At 71.0% G+C, this 17,004-nt stretch carries 14 protein-coding genes; 7 read left to right on the top strand and 7 right to left on the bottom strand.

Features of this window, described 5'->3' with window-relative positions:
• Positions 1–4: 4 nt before the first annotated feature.
• Complete coding sequence (locus ACIBKY_RS27535) at positions 5–1,660, bottom strand: MFS transporter (protein ID WP_397100817.1); 1,656 nt, start codon at positions 1,658–1,660, stop codon at positions 5–7.
• Positions 1,657–2,370, bottom strand: a complete 714-nt coding sequence (locus ACIBKY_RS27530; protein ID WP_397100816.1) for a hypothetical protein — start codon at positions 2,368–2,370, stop codon at positions 1,657–1,659. The genes ACIBKY_RS27535 and ACIBKY_RS27530 overlap by 4 nt, the downstream gene beginning before the upstream one ends.
• 163 nt (positions 2,371–2,533) lie before the next feature.
• Here ACIBKY_RS27530 and ACIBKY_RS27525 point away from each other — a divergent pair, with 163 nt between their 5' ends.
• Positions 2,534–3,772 carry a Scr1 family TA system antitoxin-like transcriptional regulator gene (locus ACIBKY_RS27525; protein WP_397100814.1) on the top strand — a complete coding sequence of 413 codons (1,239 nt, stop codon included), beginning with the start codon at positions 2,534–2,536 and terminating at the stop codon, positions 3,770–3,772.
• A gap of 314 nt (positions 3,773–4,086) precedes the next feature.
• Positions 4,087–4,914 (top strand): SAM-dependent methyltransferase, encoded by an 828-nt coding sequence (locus ACIBKY_RS27520; RefSeq protein WP_397100812.1) that lies wholly within the window; start codon positions 4,087–4,089, stop codon positions 4,912–4,914.
• A 73-nt stretch (positions 4,915–4,987) separates the two neighbouring features.
• On the opposite strand, the gene ACIBKY_RS27515 is transcribed toward ACIBKY_RS27520, so the two are convergent.
• Entirely contained in the window at positions 4,988–5,806 is an 819-nt protein-coding gene (locus tag ACIBKY_RS27515) for a DUF4253 domain-containing protein (RefSeq protein WP_397100810.1), read from the bottom strand.
• A 118-nt stretch (positions 5,807–5,924) separates the two neighbouring features.
• Here ACIBKY_RS27515 and ACIBKY_RS27510 point away from each other — a divergent pair, with 118 nt between their 5' ends.
• Genes ACIBKY_RS27510 through ACIBKY_RS27500 form a run of 3 tightly spaced genes read left to right on the top strand, consistent with a single transcriptional unit; the run spans position 5,925 to position 8,698 of the window.
• Complete coding sequence (locus ACIBKY_RS27510) at positions 5,925–7,505, top strand: carboxylesterase/lipase family protein (protein ID WP_397100809.1); 1,581 nt, start codon at positions 5,925–5,927, stop codon at positions 7,503–7,505.
• 9 nt (positions 7,506–7,514) lie between these two features.
• Entirely contained in the window at positions 7,515–8,123 is a 609-nt protein-coding gene (locus tag ACIBKY_RS27505; protein WP_379609617.1) for a response regulator, read from the top strand.
• Complete coding sequence (locus tag ACIBKY_RS27500) at positions 8,120–8,698, top strand: HAD family hydrolase (protein ID WP_397100807.1); 579 nt, start codon at positions 8,120–8,122, stop codon at positions 8,696–8,698. The genes ACIBKY_RS27505 and ACIBKY_RS27500 overlap by 4 nt, the downstream gene beginning before the upstream one ends.
• Here ACIBKY_RS27500 and ACIBKY_RS27495 read toward each other — a convergent pair.
• Together ACIBKY_RS27495 and ACIBKY_RS27490 are read right to left on the bottom strand one after the other, a co-directional pair.
• Positions 8,688–9,323: a TenA family protein gene (locus tag ACIBKY_RS27495; RefSeq protein ID WP_397100805.1), complete on the bottom strand. Its 636-nt coding sequence runs from the start codon at positions 9,321–9,323 to the stop codon at positions 8,688–8,690. The genes ACIBKY_RS27500 and ACIBKY_RS27495 overlap by 11 nt on opposite strands.
• A gap of 166 nt (positions 9,324–9,489) precedes the next feature.
• A complete protein-coding gene (locus tag ACIBKY_RS27490; protein ID WP_397100803.1) occupies positions 9,490–10,602 on the bottom strand; it encodes a TIGR03118 family protein in 1,113 nt (370 codons plus the stop codon).
• A gap of 90 nt (positions 10,603–10,692) precedes the next feature.
• On the opposite strand from ACIBKY_RS27490, the gene ppgK reads away from it, so the two are divergent.
• Positions 10,693–11,427 carry a polyphosphate--glucose phosphotransferase gene (gene ppgK, locus ACIBKY_RS27485; protein ID WP_397100801.1) on the top strand — a complete coding sequence of 245 codons (735 nt, stop codon included), beginning with the start codon at positions 10,693–10,695 and terminating at the stop codon, positions 11,425–11,427.
• Here ppgK and ACIBKY_RS27480 read toward each other — a convergent pair.
• Together ACIBKY_RS27480 and ACIBKY_RS27475 are read right to left on the bottom strand one after the other, a co-directional pair.
• Complete coding sequence (locus tag ACIBKY_RS27480; RefSeq protein WP_397100799.1) at positions 11,393–13,252, bottom strand: tetratricopeptide repeat protein; 1,860 nt, start codon at positions 13,250–13,252, stop codon at positions 11,393–11,395. The genes ppgK and ACIBKY_RS27480 overlap by 35 nt on opposite strands.
• Entirely contained in the window at positions 13,252–14,235 is a 984-nt protein-coding gene (locus ACIBKY_RS27475) for an SIR2 family NAD-dependent protein deacylase (protein WP_397100798.1), read from the bottom strand. Before ACIBKY_RS27475 ends, ACIBKY_RS27480 begins: the two co-directional genes overlap by 1 nt.
• Positions 14,236–14,391: 156 nt before the next feature.
• Between ACIBKY_RS27475 and fxsT the strand changes: the two genes are divergently transcribed.
• On the top strand, positions 14,392–16,935 hold the full coding sequence (gene fxsT / locus ACIBKY_RS27470; protein WP_397100796.1) for an FxSxx-COOH system tetratricopeptide repeat protein: 2,544 nt from the start codon (positions 14,392–14,394) through the stop codon (positions 16,933–16,935).
• Positions 16,936–17,004 lie beyond the last annotated feature (69 nt).

Here is a 17,004-nt window from a genome sequence, read left to right as displayed (position 1 = left end):
GGGTTCAGCGCTGGTCAGAGGGTTGCCGCTGCCCGGGTACGCCAGGTGGCCAGCCAACCCGGACTCCGGACGGATCGTGGATGCCGAACCTGGCCAGCTCCTCCTCGGCCTCGGCACGGACCTGGATGAAGCTGGCGCGCAGCTCGGCGAGCAGGTGGCGCAGCATCGCCACTTCCTCTTCGAGGGCGAGCACTCCGGGCATGGAAGTCCGGCCGGCCCCGCGGGCGACCCGCACCAGCGCGGCCGTCCCGATGATCGCCGTGATCCCGAGGCAGGTGGTGAAGACGGAGGCGAACCCCGGGGCGGGCCCGCTCAGGAACGGGTGCTCGATCAGCACGGAGGCGGCGGCCACGCCGATGGCGCCGCCGAGCATCCTGGCCGTGTTGATCGCGCCGACCGCCGCCGCGTACTGGGTCGGTTCGGCGGCGATCGTGCCCGCTGTGAACGTTCCAGTCGACAGCAGGCCGAAGCCGCTGCCGAGCAGGACCGCGCCCAGCAGGCTCCACATCGTGGGCGACGGCTGGGCCAGCAGCAGCGCGCAGCCGCCGCCGAGGATCAGCGCGCCCAGGTAGATGACGCCGTTGAGGCTGAGCCGGCGGCTGGCCAGCGTGGCCATCGGGCTGGCCACGATCATCGCGATCGAGATCGGCGTCAGCCACCAGCCGATCTGTATCGTGTCGAACCCGCTTTCGCGCAGGTAGAGCGGACCTGTCGCGAGCACGATGAACGACAGCGCGCCGTAGAGGAACGACGCGCTGCCGCCCCACAGGAACCCGGGCCGCCGCCACAACCCCATGTCGATCGCCCCGGCGGGGTGCCGCCACGAGGTGGCCAGTGCCGCGCCGAGCAGCACCACCGCCGCTCCGGCGCAGATCAGTGTCCGGTCGGAGGTCCAGCCCCACACGTCGCCGCGGGAGACGGCGATCACCGCGCTGGCGATGGCGCCGACGAGGGCGAAGGCGCCGAGGATGTCCGGGATGCGGCGATTGCTGCCGCGGGAACGTGGCAGGCGGATGGTGAGGCACAGCAGCAGGCCCGCCAGGATCGCCCCGGGCAGGTACAGGCCGCGCCAGCCGTACGCCTCCATGAGCCAGCCACCCCCGCCCTGCAGGGCGAGCGCGCCGATCCCGGAGGACGCGCCCCACAGCGCGACCGCCCCGGCACGGCGCGCGGGAGGGAGCTCGCCGAGCAGCAGCCCCAGCGACGCGGGGAACATCATCGCGGCGCCCAGGCCCTCTGCGAGCCGCCCGGCGAGCAGAATGTGCCAGGCGGGCGCCAGGATCACCGCGGTGGCGCCGAGGCCGTAGATCAGGAGGCCGAGCGCGAGAACGCTGCGCCGGCCGAGCAGGTCGGCGAAGCGGCCCGCCGTCGCCAGCAGCGCGGCGACCGCCGCGAAATTCCCCGTGCTCACCCATGTGATCTCGGCGAGGGGCAGCCCCGCCGTCATGGGGTCGGCGCTCAGCAGCGGTACGGCCAGCGTCGTCGCCGTGCTGTCCGCCATGATCGCCACGACCGCCCCGGCGGCGACCAGGCGCAGCAGGACGTAACCACGGCGGGCGCGGTGGCGGTGCGGGCGCCGCCGCTTCTTGGGCTTCTTCCCGGCGGCCTTCTTGGCCGCCGGCGGGAGCGTGACGTGCTCACGGATGGGCGTGAGCGTCATTGGGGACTCCGATTGGGAACGGTCGCAGCGACCAGGCGCTCCGCGGTGCCCACCAGGCGGGTCTCGGGTTGCGGTTCCGGTGGCGGGGCGGTGAGTCCCGCGAGGGTGCGGATGGCGCGTAAGGCGATGTCCAGGTGTTCGGCGCAGCGCCGGCGCACGCGTTCCTCGAGGCCGGTCACCTGGGCGAGCCTGATCCTGAGCGGCTCGACGGTGGAGGTGCGTTCCAGCTCTCCGAGTACGGCGAGCCTGGCCGGCCAGCGCAGGTCCCGCGCCACGCGGTCCAAGGTCTGCGCGGCGATGTCGGCCGGGTCGGCGCCCGGGTGGCACAGCAGCCGGGCGGCGGTCCTGAGCGCCAGAGAGGCGGTCCTTTCGTGGTCGTTGAGCCGGTGTTCGAGCGCGTTGCGCAGCACGCGGGCGCGGTGGTCGAGGGCGGGCGCGCTCCAGCCGAGCACGAGCAGCCGGTCGGAGCCGACCTCGGTATGCCATCCGGCCAGGCCGATCTCGCGGGCCATCCGGTGGTGGACGGCCCAGAGCCGGTCATGAGCGCACGAATCAGGCTCCGCCCACACCTGGACGCCGCCCAAGGGCAGGTCGGCGGTGCGTATCCGGGCTTCAGGACCGGCTATCCGAACGCAGATCTGCTGGATGGCGAGGGCCTGCGCGCCCTGTCCGGTCTGGTCTCTGACGAACCACGAGCTGCCCTGGATCACGACCCGGCCACCTCTCGTTGTTAAGTGGCAGTTATCAGATACGGTTTTGATAGTGCTCAGATGTGTTCTAGCGTGTCAACTGTCACTTTCGTCATGGGAAGATTGCGCAGGTCAGGGGGCCTTCCTTTACGCTGTGGTCAGTCCGCTCCCGACGGGAGGTTTGGTGGCAAATTTCGCTGAGCGACTCGATCACGCGCTGAGCAAGCGCGGATATACGGGTGCTCAGGTGGCCGCCGCCCTGACGACCGCCGGCATCCCGATCACCCGGGCCTACGTCAGCCAGCTGCGCACGGGCAAGCAGACCAACCCGACGCTGCAGGTGCTCCAGGCCCTGGCCAGTTACCTTCAGGTGAGTGTCGGGTGGCTCCTCGGTGAGGACTATCTGGAGTCCGGGGCCATGCAGGACCTGCAGCTGCGCGCCGCCGCGATCGGCGCCTCCGCCTCGGGCCTGTCCGAGGGCTCGCTCGACCTGCTGCGCGACGTCGTCGACATCGCCCGCCGCGCCGAGGGCCTGCCCGCCAGGACCGCGACCAACGACCTGCCCGACGCCGCCCGGCTCAGCGACATCGCCGTGACCGCGCTCGCCGACCGCCTGCGCGGCCTGCGGGTGGCCGCCCGCATGTCGCCGGCCGACGTGGAGTTCGCGCTCGGCCGCGGCGTGGCCGCCGTCGCCGCGATCGAGGAGGGCAAGCTCGCGCCCGCGCCCGCGACCGTCGCCCGCATGCTCTCCCTGTACGGCGTGGCCGCCCCGCACCTGCGCGAGCACCTGATGACGCTGGCCAGAGGCGAACGCGAGCCGTCCTGGTACGACGCCAGCACCGTCTCGCCGCTCGCGGCCACCGCCTACGCGCTGGAGGAGCGGGCCTCGGTCATCAGGACCTACCAGACCCAGATCGTCCCGCCCCTGCTGCAGACCGAGCTCTACGCCAGGGCCGCCATCCAGGTGGCCGGGCTGGCCACGCCCGGCCTGACCTCCGTCGACGACGCCGTCCAGGTGCTGCTGACCCGCCAGGCCCTGCTGACCAGGCCCGACGGGCCCGTCTTCTGGGCCGTGGTCGACGAGAGCGCCCTCATGCGCTCGATCGCCGGGGAGGACATCCAGGCGGCGCAGCTCGACGCGCTGATCCAGCACGCCAAGCGGCCCAACGTGTCGATCCACATCGCGCCGATCACCGACCCGGCGTACCTGCCGCGGACCGGGCCGTTCACGTTGTGGCGGTTCGCCGAGCCGTACGAGCCGGATCTGGCCTGCGCCCACTGGATCGAGTCCGACGAGCTGGTCACCGACACGACCTCGATCGAGGTCTACCACCAGGCGTTCGCCAAGCTCTCGGTGATCACCACGACCCGCGACGAGACGCTCGACCTGCTCTACGCCCACCGCCGGCGCCTCGGTCCCTGATCACGCTGTGTGCATCGGCGCACCGGGTTTCGGGCAGGGGGTCCGCCGGGGCGCCGGAGGGGGCCGCCGGGCTTGTCCGGTGCGGGGCCCGCGTAAACAGGCCTGTCCGGTATGGGCGCGGCCCGCGCCGGGAGGGCTTCCACCAGGGGTTTTCCGAGGCCCCTCCGGGCGCCCAAATAAAAAAGAAGTATTTCCCGAAATAGCTATTGCCAGACCACGGCGATTATGGATCATTATTGACTTCGGTCACCGCGTGGGGTCAGGTGCCAACTTTCCCGTGATTGTTTGTGGCGAGGGGAAAGGGCCCACACTCAATGCGTCAACGCGCCATCCGAAACCTGGCCAATCTCGTAACAGAGAAAGCCACGCCGACCCGAGTCCTAGACGCGGCAGCCGGAGGGAAGAACAACTTCTTCGCCGACCGGGACGCCGTCCGCCGCTACGACAGCGCCGCAGCCGTGAGCGCGACCGCCGCCAGGGAAGTCCACGCCTTCCTGGCCCGAGTCATCCGTTATCTGTCGTCGGTGGGAACCGACCAGCACCTGGTGATCGGCAGTGGGGTCCCCGGCGGCCTGCCGGCCGGACGCCTCCTCCACGACGTCGCCCGGGCGCATCCGCTCACCCCCAGCGCTCGCGTGGTCTACGCCGAATCCGACCCGATGATCCTGGCCAACGCGCACGCGACTATCGAACCGATCACCGACCTGGTGCGCGTCGTCGAAGGAGAGGCCCGGGAGATCGACGCGTTGCTCGGCGACCGGATCGTGAACACGTTCATCGACTGGGATCGGCCGGTGGGCATCCTGATCGTCTCAGGACACAGCATCCTGGACGACGAGGAGTTCAGATATGTGCTCAAACGCCTCGGACAGGCCGGGCTACCCGGCAGCCATCTGGGGCTCCTCCAGGCCACCCTTGACGGCATCCCCGCCGAGTTGTTGCCCGCCGTCTACGACCTGATCGCCATGACCCTGCCCGGCTACGCGACCCGCGACCGCGAACGCCTGGCAGCCGTCCTGGACGGCCTCGACCTGGTCGACCCCGGCCTGGCGTGGGTCTCGCAATGGCGTCCTGACGACCATTGCGGCCCCATTCCACCGGAGTCCTCGGGCAACTACGGAGCGCTGGCCGTCCTGCACTGAACAACGGCCCGGGGGTACGGCGCCGCCGTACCCCCCGAGGCCGGGAAGCACGAAGGAGGAGAGGCCCCTGGGGTCAGTCCCACCAGAACGACCAGGCATGGCCGCCGACCAGCTGCTCCGCGTAGCCGATCAGGTCGCCGGCCCCCTGCACCACGTTGTCCGGGCAGAACGTCCAGTGCTCGGCCGCCACGTGCAGGGCATGCTCGACGTCCCCGGGCGGCGCGGCCACGCTGAGTTCGAGGGTGTTGAAGCCCAAGCTCACCACGCGGGCGCCGAAGCGGTCCTCCCAGCTGCGGATCACGGCGGCCAGCGGGACCATCCACTCGTTGTGGTGCAGCGCGCCCTGCCAGCCCATGACGGCCAGCGCGTCGGCGCCCCGGTCGACCGCGGCCAGGCCCATCGGCATGCCGCGCACCGCCAGCCGGCCCGCGTGCCAGTCGGCGACCGCGCCGGGCTCGGCCACCAGCACGCCGGGCGGCGCCAGCCCCGGGCAGAGCGCCCCGAAGGGCTCCAGCTCGCTCAGCGCCTCGGCCGGCATCTGCGCCACCCACTCCTGCCAGACCTCGGCCATGAAGCCCTCGGCGGTGAAGTGCTCGATCTGGCCGGCGTCGTCGGGCACCACCTGGCCGGCCGCCCACGCCTGGGCCGACTCGTCGAGCAGAACCGGCCATAACCCGCTGCGGGCGTGCTCGGCGCGGAAGGCCGACCACAGCGCGCCGCCGACGGGCTCCTCGCTCATCCAGAACGCCGGCCTGGCCGCCTTCTGCGCGAACCCCGGATCGGGCCAGACCAGCTCGCCCGCGGGCATGCCGACGGCCAGGGTGCGCCCCATGCCGCCGTCGGTGAACAGCTGGCGCAGCTCCTGTGGCAGCCGCAGATCATTCACGCCCATCGACGGAGATGGTAGTGCCGAACGCCGACATCGCTTCGAGCGGCAGGACATTTGTCCTGGGCGATCCTGGATCGACGTTCCTTCCGGCGCAGGGGCGGAGATCGGCACCGTTGGGTACATGAAGATTCTGCTCGCGGCAGCCGTACTGCTGACCGGATGCGCCGACGCGCGCACGGCGGCCGCCACCGACCCGGTCTCGACCGGCACGGTCGTCACCACCGACCCGGCCTCGACCGGCACGGTCGTCACCACCGACCCGGCCTCGACCGGCACGGTCGTCACCACCGACAAGGGCGCGGTACGCGGGAGGGAGGACGGGCGGCACCGCCTGTTCGAGGGCATCCGCTACGCCACCGCGCCCCGCTGGGACTCCCCGAGACCCACCGCGGCCTGGAAGGGCGTCCAGGACGCCACCAAACCGGGCAGCCCGTGCCCGCAGGTCGGGTCCGACTACGCCAAGATCACCAGCGAGAACGAGGACTGCCTGTTCCTGAACGTCACCACCCCGGCCGGGAAGGGCGCCAAGCGGCCGGTCATGGTGTGGATCCACGGCGACGGCGCGCTCGGCGCCGGGCACTATTCCAACGCCAGGGCGATCGCCGCCGCCGGGGACGCGGTCGTGGTCACGATCAACTACCGGCTCGGGGTGTTCAGCGGGTTCGGCTACCCGGGCCTGCGCGACAGCGGCACCTACGGCCTGCAGGACCAGCAGGAGGCGCTGCGCTGGGTACGCCGCAACGCGGCGGCCTTCGGCGGCGACCCCGGCAACGTCACGGTGTTCGGCATCTCGTTCGGCGCGCTGGCCATCGGCGGCCATCTCACCTCGCCGGGCGCCAAGGGCCTGTTCCAGCGGGCCGCCATGCAGAGCGGCGAGACCATGATGGACATGCCGGCGGGCAGCATGATCCCCGGCCTGGAGGCCCAGCCGTCCTACGCCTGGCGCCCGGCGGCCCAGATCGAGGCGGTCGGCCAGATCTACGCCAAGCAGCTCGGCTGCGCCGACCTGGCCTGCCTCAAGGGGTTGCCGGTCAAGAAGATCCTCGCCGTCCCCCAGATCATGAACGTCTTCCAGTCCTATGCCTACGGCAACGCCGTCCTGCCCGAGATCCCCTCCAAGGCCATCGAGAAGGGCCGCTTCCACCGCGTACCCGTGCTGGCCGGTGCCACCAAGGACGAGCACCGCATCTTCGCCGCCATGCGCGGCAAGATCGCCTACCCGGAGGCGCTGAAGGAGACGTTCGGCGAGCACACGGCCGAGGTCGCCAAGGAATACCCGCTCAAGAGGTACGGCAAGCCCGCCGTGGCCTGGGCCGCCGTCATGACCGACCGCGTGTGGGCCCGCGGCACCCACGCCCAGAACACCCTGCTGGCCAGGCGGACCCCTGTCTACGGCTTCGAGTTCGCCGACCGGGACGCCCCGATGTTCCTGCCCATCAAAGCCGATTTCGACCTGGGCGCCTATCACGCGGGCGACCTGCCGTACCTCTTCCCCGAGAAGGGCGCGAAGCTGAGCCCGGCCCAGAAGAAGCTCTCCGGCCAGATGCTCGCCTACTGGACGAACTTCGCCCGCACCGGCGACCCGAACGGCGCGGGACTGCCCGCCTGGCCCAAGCTCAAGGGCGGCACCCTGTCGCTGGAGCCGGGCAGGATCCGCCCCATCGACTACGCCGCCGAACACCGGCTGGCTTTCTGGAACTAGCGTGGACCCATGACCGTGCGCGTGCTGATCGCCGAGGACCAGGGCATGATGCGCGACGCCCTGGCGCTCCTGCTCGGCCTGGAGGACGACCTGGAGATCGTGGCCCAGGTGCCGACGGGCCCGGAGATCGTCGCGGCGGCCCTGGAGCACGCGCCGGACGTGGCGCTGCTGGACATCGAGCTGCCCGGCCGCAGCGGGCTGGAGGTCCTGCCGGAGCTGCGGGCGGCACTGCCCGGCTGCGCGGTGCTGGTCCTGACCACCTTCGCCCGGCCCGGGTACCTGCGCAGGGCGATGGAGGCGGGCGCCGCCGGCTTCCTGGTCAAGGACGGCCCGGTGGAAGAACTGGCCGCGGCGATCAGGCGGGCGGTGGCGGGGGAGCGGATCGTCGACCCGGCGCTGGCCGCCGCCGCCCTGCACGCCGGGCCGAGCCCGCTCACCGACCGCGAGCGCGACGTGCTGGCCGCCGCGCTCGACGGCGCCACCATCGCCGACGTGGCCGCCCGGCTGCACCTGTCGGAGAGCACGGTACGCAACCACCTGTCCTCGGCCATCGGCAAGACCCACACCAGGAACCGGATCGAAGCGGCCCAGCTGGCACGGCACAATGGTTGGTTGTGACGACCTTTGACGCGGTACTGAGCGACCTCGATGGAGTCCTCCGGATCTTCGACGACGCCGCCCAGGCCGACATCGAGGCCCGCTACGGCCTGCCCCTGATCACGACCGCGTTCCGGTCCGACCTCATCCTGCCCGCCACGCTGGGCCAGATCACCGAGCGGCAGTGGGTCGAGGCGGTCGCGGCCGAGCTGGGCGGTCACGAGAGGGCCAGGCAGGCCGTGGAGGAGTTCGCCGAGGTGCCGTTCTGGGTCGACGAGGAGGTCAGGGCGGTGCTGGCCAAGGTCCAGGAGCGGATGCCGCTGATCATCGTCACCAACGCCATGGACAGCCTCGACGCCCACCTCGACCGGCTCGGCCTCACCTACTTCGCCGACGCCGTGGTCAGCAGCGCCAAGGTCGGCCACGCCAAGCCCGGCCGGCGCATCTACGAGATCGCCGCCGAACAGGCCGGGGTGGCGCCCGAGCGCTGCCTGTTCATCGACGACCGGCTGGAGAACGTCGAGGGCGCCCGGGCGATCGGCATGACCGGCATCCACTACCGGGGCATCGCGGACCTGGCGCCGCTCACGCGCTAGCCATGTCGAAGAAGCGCCGTTCCAGGGAGACGGCCCGCCGGAAGACCGCGAGCACCTCGTCCCTGCGCCCCTCACCGAGCTCGGGACCGAGCCGGTCGAGCTCCCCGCGCAGGAACCCCACCCAGGCGCGGAAGTCCGCTCCTTCGTGCAGCTCGATCCACTCCCGGTGCACGAACCCCTCCGGCAACGGCTCCTTCGCCCGCGCCGCCCAGTCGAGATAGCTCCACTCCGCCACGCACAGCACCGCCACGATCAGCGGGTAGTCCTGCGCGGTCCTGACCTCGTCCATCAGCGCGCGGAACTCGGCCGTGACCGGCTCCGGCGCCGCGTCCGTGCTGCCGTTCAGCTCCGCCAGCGCCCGGTGGAAATACGTCTTCTCCTCCGTGGTGGCGACCTGTCCCAGGAACTTCCCGTACGGCACGCGGGCCGCGAACGTGTCCGCGCTCGCGACGGCCGCCCCGAGCAGGGCGGTGAAGGAGTCGACGAACAGGAAGTCCTGCTCCAGGTAGTGCCGCATGTCAGCGGTGCCGTTCGTGATGGCGGCGGCGAACGGGTGCCCGGCCACCGCCTCCCATTCCCCGGCGCACTGGGCGCGCAGCCACGTACTGAAGGCTTCATCACTCATGCCGCGACTCTAGACACTCCGTCCGCGCGGAAGTCCAGGGGGAGGCGCGAACCCCGCCGCGGCCGGGGCCGGCCGGGCGGGGTGTGCGGCGCGTGCAGAACTCCATACCAGAGGAGATCACCGCCGCGGCGCGGGCCGCGCCGCCCGCGCCGGGCTGAAGTAGGGCCTAGTAACCACCTCCCGTCGTCTTCGTCGGCTTCGGGGTGGGATCGCCGGCGGGCGCGGGTGTGGCGGGGCGAGAGCCCGCCGGCCGGAGAAGTCCGATCAGGCCGTGCTTGGCGCCGTCGATGCCCGCCGCGAACCACACGGCGTTCGTGCCGCCCGTGGCCGCGGTGCCGGGCTCCAGGTCCCACAGGCCGGGCAGGACGACCGGCCGGCCGTTCGCGCCGCGCAGCGCGCCGAGGTGGCGGCCGCTCCTGAAGGCGTGGACGGTGCCGTCGCCGAAGTTGCCGACCAGCAGCGATCCGGCGAGGGCGCCGAAGCCGCGCGGGGCCGTGGTGATCGCCCACGGGGCGTTGAGCGGGCCGCGCCCGATGCGGCCGGTGAGCCTGCCGTCGGGGCTGAACCGGCTCAGGAAGCCCTTGCCGCGCCCGGGGACCGCCTTGCCGGTCTGGGGGTCGCGCAGCACCGAGGCGACCCACACCGAGCCGTTGGCGACCGCCACGTTGAACGGGTGGTAGTTCCGGGGCAGGGCCCGGTCGCGGAACTGCGAGCGGCCGAGCCGTACCCGCTCGAAGTCCTCGTTGAAGGCGTGGATACGGCCACCGGCGAAGTCGGCGGCCAGCAGGAACGAGCCGTCGTCGCCGTCGAGCATGGCCAGGCCCTTGTAGTCGGCGCCCCGGGTGAACGCCGCGATGATCGCGTTGGCGGGGTCGGCCTCGGCGTTCCAGCCGGTGATGGCGCCGCTCGGGCTGGCGAAGATGAACGTGGCGGGCTTGCCCTTGACGGTGAAGCCCTCGCCGGTGTTGACGACCTGGCCGGTGGGCGCGCCGCCGGGGACGGTGACCTCGGTCTTCTCCTTGGTGCCGTTGCCCGAGTAGACGGTGGCGGTGCCGGTCCCGGTGTTGGACACCCACAGGGTCTTGCCCATGGCCAGGCCCCAGGGGTTGACGACCTTGGGATCGGTGACGGCGGCCTTGCCACGGACGTCGGAGACGAGGTTGACGACGTCGAAGCGGTTGCGGGGGGTGGTGGATTGCGCCGGGGTGGTGAGGGTAGCTCCCAGCACGACCGCGACAGCACCGAGCGTGATGATGCCGCGTCTATGGGGGTGCCGCATCCGTGCCTCCTTGATATGCGCTTGTGACGCGAGATACGCGGGTGGCGGGAGACTGGTTCATCGCTCGCTATGACCGGGAATGGGACAGACATGGAAGTTTTGGGCATTGATATCGGTGGCTCGGGGATCAAAGGCGCACCGGTGGACGTCACCGCCGGGCGGCTCACGAAGGAGCGCCTGCGCATCCCCACGCCGCAGCCCGCCAAGCCCGCCGCCGTGGCCGAGACCGTGGCCGAGATCGTCGGGCACTTCGCCTGGACCGGTCCGGTCGGCGTGACCTTCCCCGGCGTGGTGATGGACGGCGTGGTCAAGACCGCCGCGAACGTCCACCACTCGTGGGTCGGCGTCAACGCCTCGGAGTTGTTCGACGGCGCCCGGGTGATCAACGACGCCGACGCCGCCGGCCTGGCGGAACTCGCCTTCGGAGAGGGCAGGGGACGGAAGGGGACCGTCCTGATGCTGACGTTCGGCACGGGGATCGGCAGTGCCCTGTTCATCGACGGCACGCTCGTGCCCAACACCGAACTGGGCCACCTCGAACTGCACGGCAAGGACGCCGAGCACCGCGCGTCCGACCGCGCCCGCGAGGAGCACGACCTCGGCTGGAAGGACTGGGCGGAACGCGTCGAGACCTATCTGAAGCACGTGGAGATGTTGTTCTCGCCCTCGTTGTTCATCATCGGCGGCGGCGTCAGCAAGAAGGCCGACAGGTTCCTGCCGCACGTGAAGATCGACACCCCGATCGTGCCCGCCGCGCTGCAGAACGAGGCGGGCATCATCGGCGCCGCCCTCACCTGCGCAGGCGGGCCGCACGCTCCCGCGTGAGCGGATGGCCCGGCGCCAGCAGCAGGGCCGTCTCCATGGCGGCCGCCGCGTCCTCGTGCCGTCCGAGACCCGCGAGGGCCAGCGCCCGCGCCGAGTGGGCGTCCGCCTCGTCCTCCGGGCTCAGGCCGAGCGCGAGCGCGCGGTCGAGGTCGTCGAGCGCTCTGGCGTACAGGCGCAGATCGACGCGGACCTGACCGCGGCCGGACAGCGCGCGGGCGGTCGCGGCCGGCTCGGCGCCGGGGCGCGCCGTGATCGCCTGCGCGAACTCCGCCTCCGCGTCCGCCGGCGAGCCCAGCCGCCACAGCGCGAAGCCGAGGCCGGTCCTGGCCTCGACGTCGGTGCGGTTGATCTCCACTGCCTGCCGGTAGAGGTCCGCCGCCGCCCGATGGTCGCCGCTGGTGGCCACGACGTTGGCCAGCGCCGACAGCGACCGCGCCGTGGAGACCCGGTCGGCCAGCGACTCGAAGCCGTTGAGCGCGCTCCTGAAGCTCTCCCTGGCCGCGGTCAGGTCGCCCTCGACCAGCGCGATCTCGCCGTGCAGCGCCATGGCCTGTGCCTGCCTGCGGGTGTCGCCCTCCAGCTGGTAGCGGCTGGCGGCGACGGAGGCCAGACGGCGGGCGCCGGTGAAGTTGCCCTCCCCGAAGGCCGCCTCGGCGGCCTCGGTGAAGACACCGGCGTCGGCGGGTGTCCGGGCCGGCCCCGCCCCGGCGAAGCCGTCGTCGCCGGCCCGCCGCACGACCTCGATCATCTGGTCCTGCCCGAGCTGGTACCACGTGCCGCGCAGGCGCGTCGTCGCGGTCAGCAGGTGCCGGGCGACCAGGGCGTCGGCGAGCTCGTTGCGCATGTCGGCGGTTCTGGTCAGTCCGCGGAGCTTGGTGTCGCGGGTGCCGTACTCGGTGATGAACGCCGACTCCATCCACGCGCGCACCTCCGCCACGGGGACGCCGGTCTCCAGGCCCGCCTCCTCGGTGGCCCGCCGGTAGAAGGCGCTCAGCGCCTGGGCGACGCCGGGGATGCCGGTCAGGCCGGGGTCGGCCCAGCTCTCTGCGCAGACGATCTGCAGGTGCAGCGGCTCGACCAGCGGATGGACCACGCTCGCGGCGTTGCCCAGGAGGTCGGTGTGGGTGCTGGTGCGCAGCCGGTCGACGAGCGCGCGCGTCTCCTCGTCGGGCAGCTCCCTGCCGGTCCCACGCCTTGGTCCCTGTACGGCCTCCGCCGCGGCCCGCTCGTCGAGCCCGTCGAGCCGCCGGTAGTTCATGGGCACCCCGAGCAGGGCCTCGCCGGCCTTGACCGAGGCGAGATGGTCGTCGCGCACGACCAGCAGAAGGTTGAGGGAGGGGATCTCGGCCAGCGCCCCGGCGAGCTGGCGCAGCAGGCCCTCGCGTTCGGCCACCCGGGTCGGGAAGGCGCTGTAGACCTCCTCGAACTGGTCGATGGCGGCCAGCAACCGCCCGCTCGGCGGCATCCGGGTGACCCGCCCGGCCAGGAACTCCGCGACGGTGGTGCCGGGCGTGGCCGGCGCGCCCCAGTCGCTGAGCACCGAGTAGACGAAGGCGTTGTGCCCGGCGGCGACGGCACGCGGTGGCGCGGGCGGGGCGAGGCGGCTCGGACGCAGCGTGACGACGTTCGGCTCCTGCTCCAGGAGCGGAAGGATGCCCGCCTGCAGCAGTGAGGTCTTGCCCACCGCGGGCGGCCCGTGCAGCACGGTGACGCGGTCGGCCAGCCAGTCGAGGGAGAGGTTGCGGGCCTGGACCCGGCGGCCGAAGAAGAGGCTCGCCTCGGAGCGCAGGAACGGGCGTGGACCGACATAGGGGGAGTCGTTCATCACGTCCCTCTCAGCCGCGAGTCGAGCATGGCGGTGAAGTCCTCCAGTGACATCCAGAAGATCTCGATCTGCTGCCGGCCCAGCCGCTTGTCTAGGTATTCGCGCACCGCGGCCCTTCGTTTCACCCGCGGATCGAGCTGGAGGCACACGTGGCTGCTGCGCTGGCCGTCGGGCATGGCGATCATGAGCGACTTGAAGAGCGTCCAGAAGGTCGAGTCGCGCAGGCTGTAGCCGAGGAAGAGCAGGGGCGCGCGGCGTAACCGGGTGCGGACGTAGGACGGCACGATGGCCGCCCGGTCGCCCTCCGGGGTCAGGCTCTTGTCCCGCCCGTCGCGGGCGTGACGGACGTGGAAGTCGATGTAGTCGTCCTCGGTCAGCACCATCGAATGCGGGATCGAGTGGTGGCCGTGCAGGTGGAAGACGAGAGGACGCTCGGCCGTGGGATCGTCGGCGGGCAGGGGAGGCCGCCGGTCGTCGTCATCGTCCATCCCGGAGGAATACCACGGACTCACATTCCAGGTCGGTCTTTTACCAGCTCGTTGCAGCGCCTCCACCATGAAATCGTCGTAGTTCGTCGTCAGATAGAGAGGAAGATCGCAACGTGCCAAGATGTGGTGGATATCAAGCTGATCGGTAGTTAACGCGACTTGCGAGAAAACTGTCCGGTGGAGTGCCCGTTTGAGTTGGTTTGCATCGTGATTGAACGCCATCACAACTGCATACTGCATGACGCTGGACAGGTTGTCGGTGTCATGGTACGGATAGCGAACTCGTTCGGCCCAGTCCTTGGCCAGTGCCGCGCCCGTGGGCAGGCCCTGGCTCGCGCCCGCACCCAAGAAAGGGACACACTCTTTCTCCTTAATTGACTTAACCAGATTCTCCCAGCCTCTAGTGCTCTGCACGTTCCCTGCCGTTCTGGTCCAGGTGGAATCTTCAGTAATCCGGATGGAACGGCGTGAGTCAACGGCCAGGAAAAACGCCATATCTCCTCGGCGGCGGGCAGTCTGGAAGCAAGAAGTCCTCGCCTACCATTGAAGCTTGACAAGGTGAGGCGTTCAATGCGTACAAATCCCCATTCGTGGGACATATCTCCAGTTTGAATATGGGCCCAGTTTGAATATGAGCAGGGAGCGATCGGCGTGACACTAGGGGCGTCCGAGGGTGGAGCGAGATCCCGCGTCACCGCGTGGGGCAAGGAGATCCCTTTCCGTAACCCCAACTTCACCGGGCGTATCGCCGAGATCGAGGAACTGAGACGCGGCCTGGCCCGGGAGAGCGCCGCCGTGATCGACCAGCCGCCCCAGGCCCTGTTCGGCCTCGGCGGCGTCGGCAAGACCGAGATCGCGGCCGAGTACGCCCACCGCCACCGCGGCGACTACGACCTCGTCTGGTGGATCAGGTCGGAGCAGGAGAGCGCCGTGGTCAACGGCCTGGTCGCGCTCGGCCGCCGGATGCAGCCCCCCGGCTTCCGCGCCGAGGAGCGCGACTACTCGGCCCAGCTGGTGATCGAGGCCCTGGAGAAGGGCGAGCCGTACGGCGACTGGCTGATCATCTTCGACAACGCGAACAACGCCGGGATGATCTCGGAGTACATCCCGCGGGGGCGCGGACACGTGATCATCACCTCGCGCGACTCCCACTGGCGCAAGGCGCTGGGAGTCGCGGGAATCGAGGTGGGGGAGTTCACCCCCGACGAGACGGTGGAGTTCCTGAGCAAGCGGGTGCCCGCCCTCGCCGGCCGCGGGGCCGAGGCCGCCACGCTGGCCGCCGAACTCGGGCACCTTCCGCTGGCCGCCGAGCACGCCGCCGCGTACATGAACGAGACCGGGACCTCCGCCGCCGAGTACCTGACCAAGCTGCGCGACAACGCGCACGAGCTGCTGGCGCGGGAGGTCGACATCCCCTACCCGCTCGCCGTGGCCGCCACCTGGGGCGTCTCGCGCGACGCCATCTCGCCGGAGGCCGACACGCTCTTCCAGGTCATGGCGTTCTTCGCGCCGGAGCCGATCGCCGAGGAACTGCTGGCGCAGCCCGCCAAGGCCGGTGACCTGCCCGGCGAGCTCAGCCGGGTGCTCGGGGACGTCGGCGAACTCCGGCAGGCCGCGCGCCAGCTCGCCCGCTTCTCCCTGGCCAAGATCGACGGCGTGCTCAACGCCGTGCAGATGCACCGCGTGGTCCAGGCCGTGACCCGGAGCCGCCTGATGCGCGAGGACCCGGAGCAGGCCGAGCGGTTCCGCCATGCCGTACACCTGCTGCTGGCCGGATCCGATCCCGGCGCGCCCGGACTCGACGAGAGCGATCCCCTCTACGAGCGCTCGCGCAGCCACATCGTGCCGTCGGGCGCCGTCGAGAGCGCCGACGCCACCGTCCGGCAGCTGATCATCAACCAGGTGCGCCGCCTGCACCGCCGCGGCGGCTTCTTCGAGAGCCTCTCGTTCGGTGAGCTGGCACTGGACGAATGGAAGCTCCGCTTCGGGGAGAACGACCGGCACACGCTCGCGCTGGCCATCGAGGTCGGCAAGGCCACCCGGCTGAGCGGCCACTGGGAGCGCGCCTACGCGCTCAACCTCGACACTCTCGAACGGCTGCGCACCTTCGGCGAGGACGACCAGACCTACCTGGCCTGCGCCCTCAGCCACGGCGTCGACCTGTGCATGATGGGCCGCTACCAGCAGGCGCTCGACAATGACCTCGATCTCCTGCCGCGCTACGAGCGGGTCTTCCGCCCCGAGCACGAGTTCACGCTCCAGGTGCGCAACAACATCGCGATCAGCCTGCGCTGCCTGGGCCGCTTCGAGGAGGCCCTGGAGCACGACCGGATCGCGCTGACCATGCGCGAGAACATGTTCGGGCCCCAGGAGGACCAGACCCTGACCTCCCGCTTCGCCGTCGCCCGCGACCTGCGCCGGATGGGCAACTACGAGCAGGGCCTGGACATGATCAGGGACGTCGACCAGCTGCTCGTGCGCATGAACGCGCCCTGGGACGCGCTGCGCGTGTTCACCGCGCTCGACCTGGCGATCGCCCTGCGCCGCGTGGGCTACCACCAGCAGGCCGCCGCCCAGGCCGAGGAGACTCTCACGACGCAGATCGCGTCCAAGGGACCCGACCACAGGATGACGCTGCTGGTGTCCACGAACGTCATCAACGACCGCCGGTTGATCGACGACCTGGCCGGTGCCCAGGCGCTCGGCGAGCAGACCGTCGCGGGCTGGGTGAAGGCGGCGGGCGAGGACCACCCCAACACGCTGTCCGCCCGCGCCAACCTCGCGGTCGTGATGCGGGTACGCGGCAACCCGCGCGCCGCCCGCGAACTGAACGAGCAGGCCCTGGAGGGGTTCCGCCGCCACTTCGGCGACGACCACACCAGCACGCTGGTCGTCATGCACAACCTCGCCAGCGACCTGGCCATGATGGGCGCGGTGCGCCAGGCTCGTGAGCTGGGCGAGGCCGCCTACGAGGGCCACCGGCGGGTACGCGGCGGGTTCCACCCCTGCACGCTGGCCACCGGGGCCAACCTCTCGGTGGACCGGCTGGCCGACGGCGACGAGGAGGGCGCCGCGCGGCTGCGCGAGGAGATCCTGGCGGCCTACGCCGAGACGTTGTCCAACGAGCACCCCGAGGCCCGCCTGGCCGCCCAGCAGGGCCGGATCAACCTCGACGTGGAACCGATGATGAGCTGAACCCGCCGGCGCTTCGCGGTGCTCGGGCGGTTCGCGCGTTCGGGCCGGTCGCGGTGCGCAGGTGGTTCG

Origin of the sequence: Nonomuraea sp. NPDC050394 (assembly GCF_044459065.1) — a bacterium.
Taxonomy (GTDB): domain Bacteria; phylum Actinomycetota; class Actinomycetes; order Streptosporangiales; family Streptosporangiaceae; genus Nonomuraea.
Note: the sequence above shows the minus strand (reverse complement) of the source record. Positions and strands in the feature narration are given on the sequence as shown.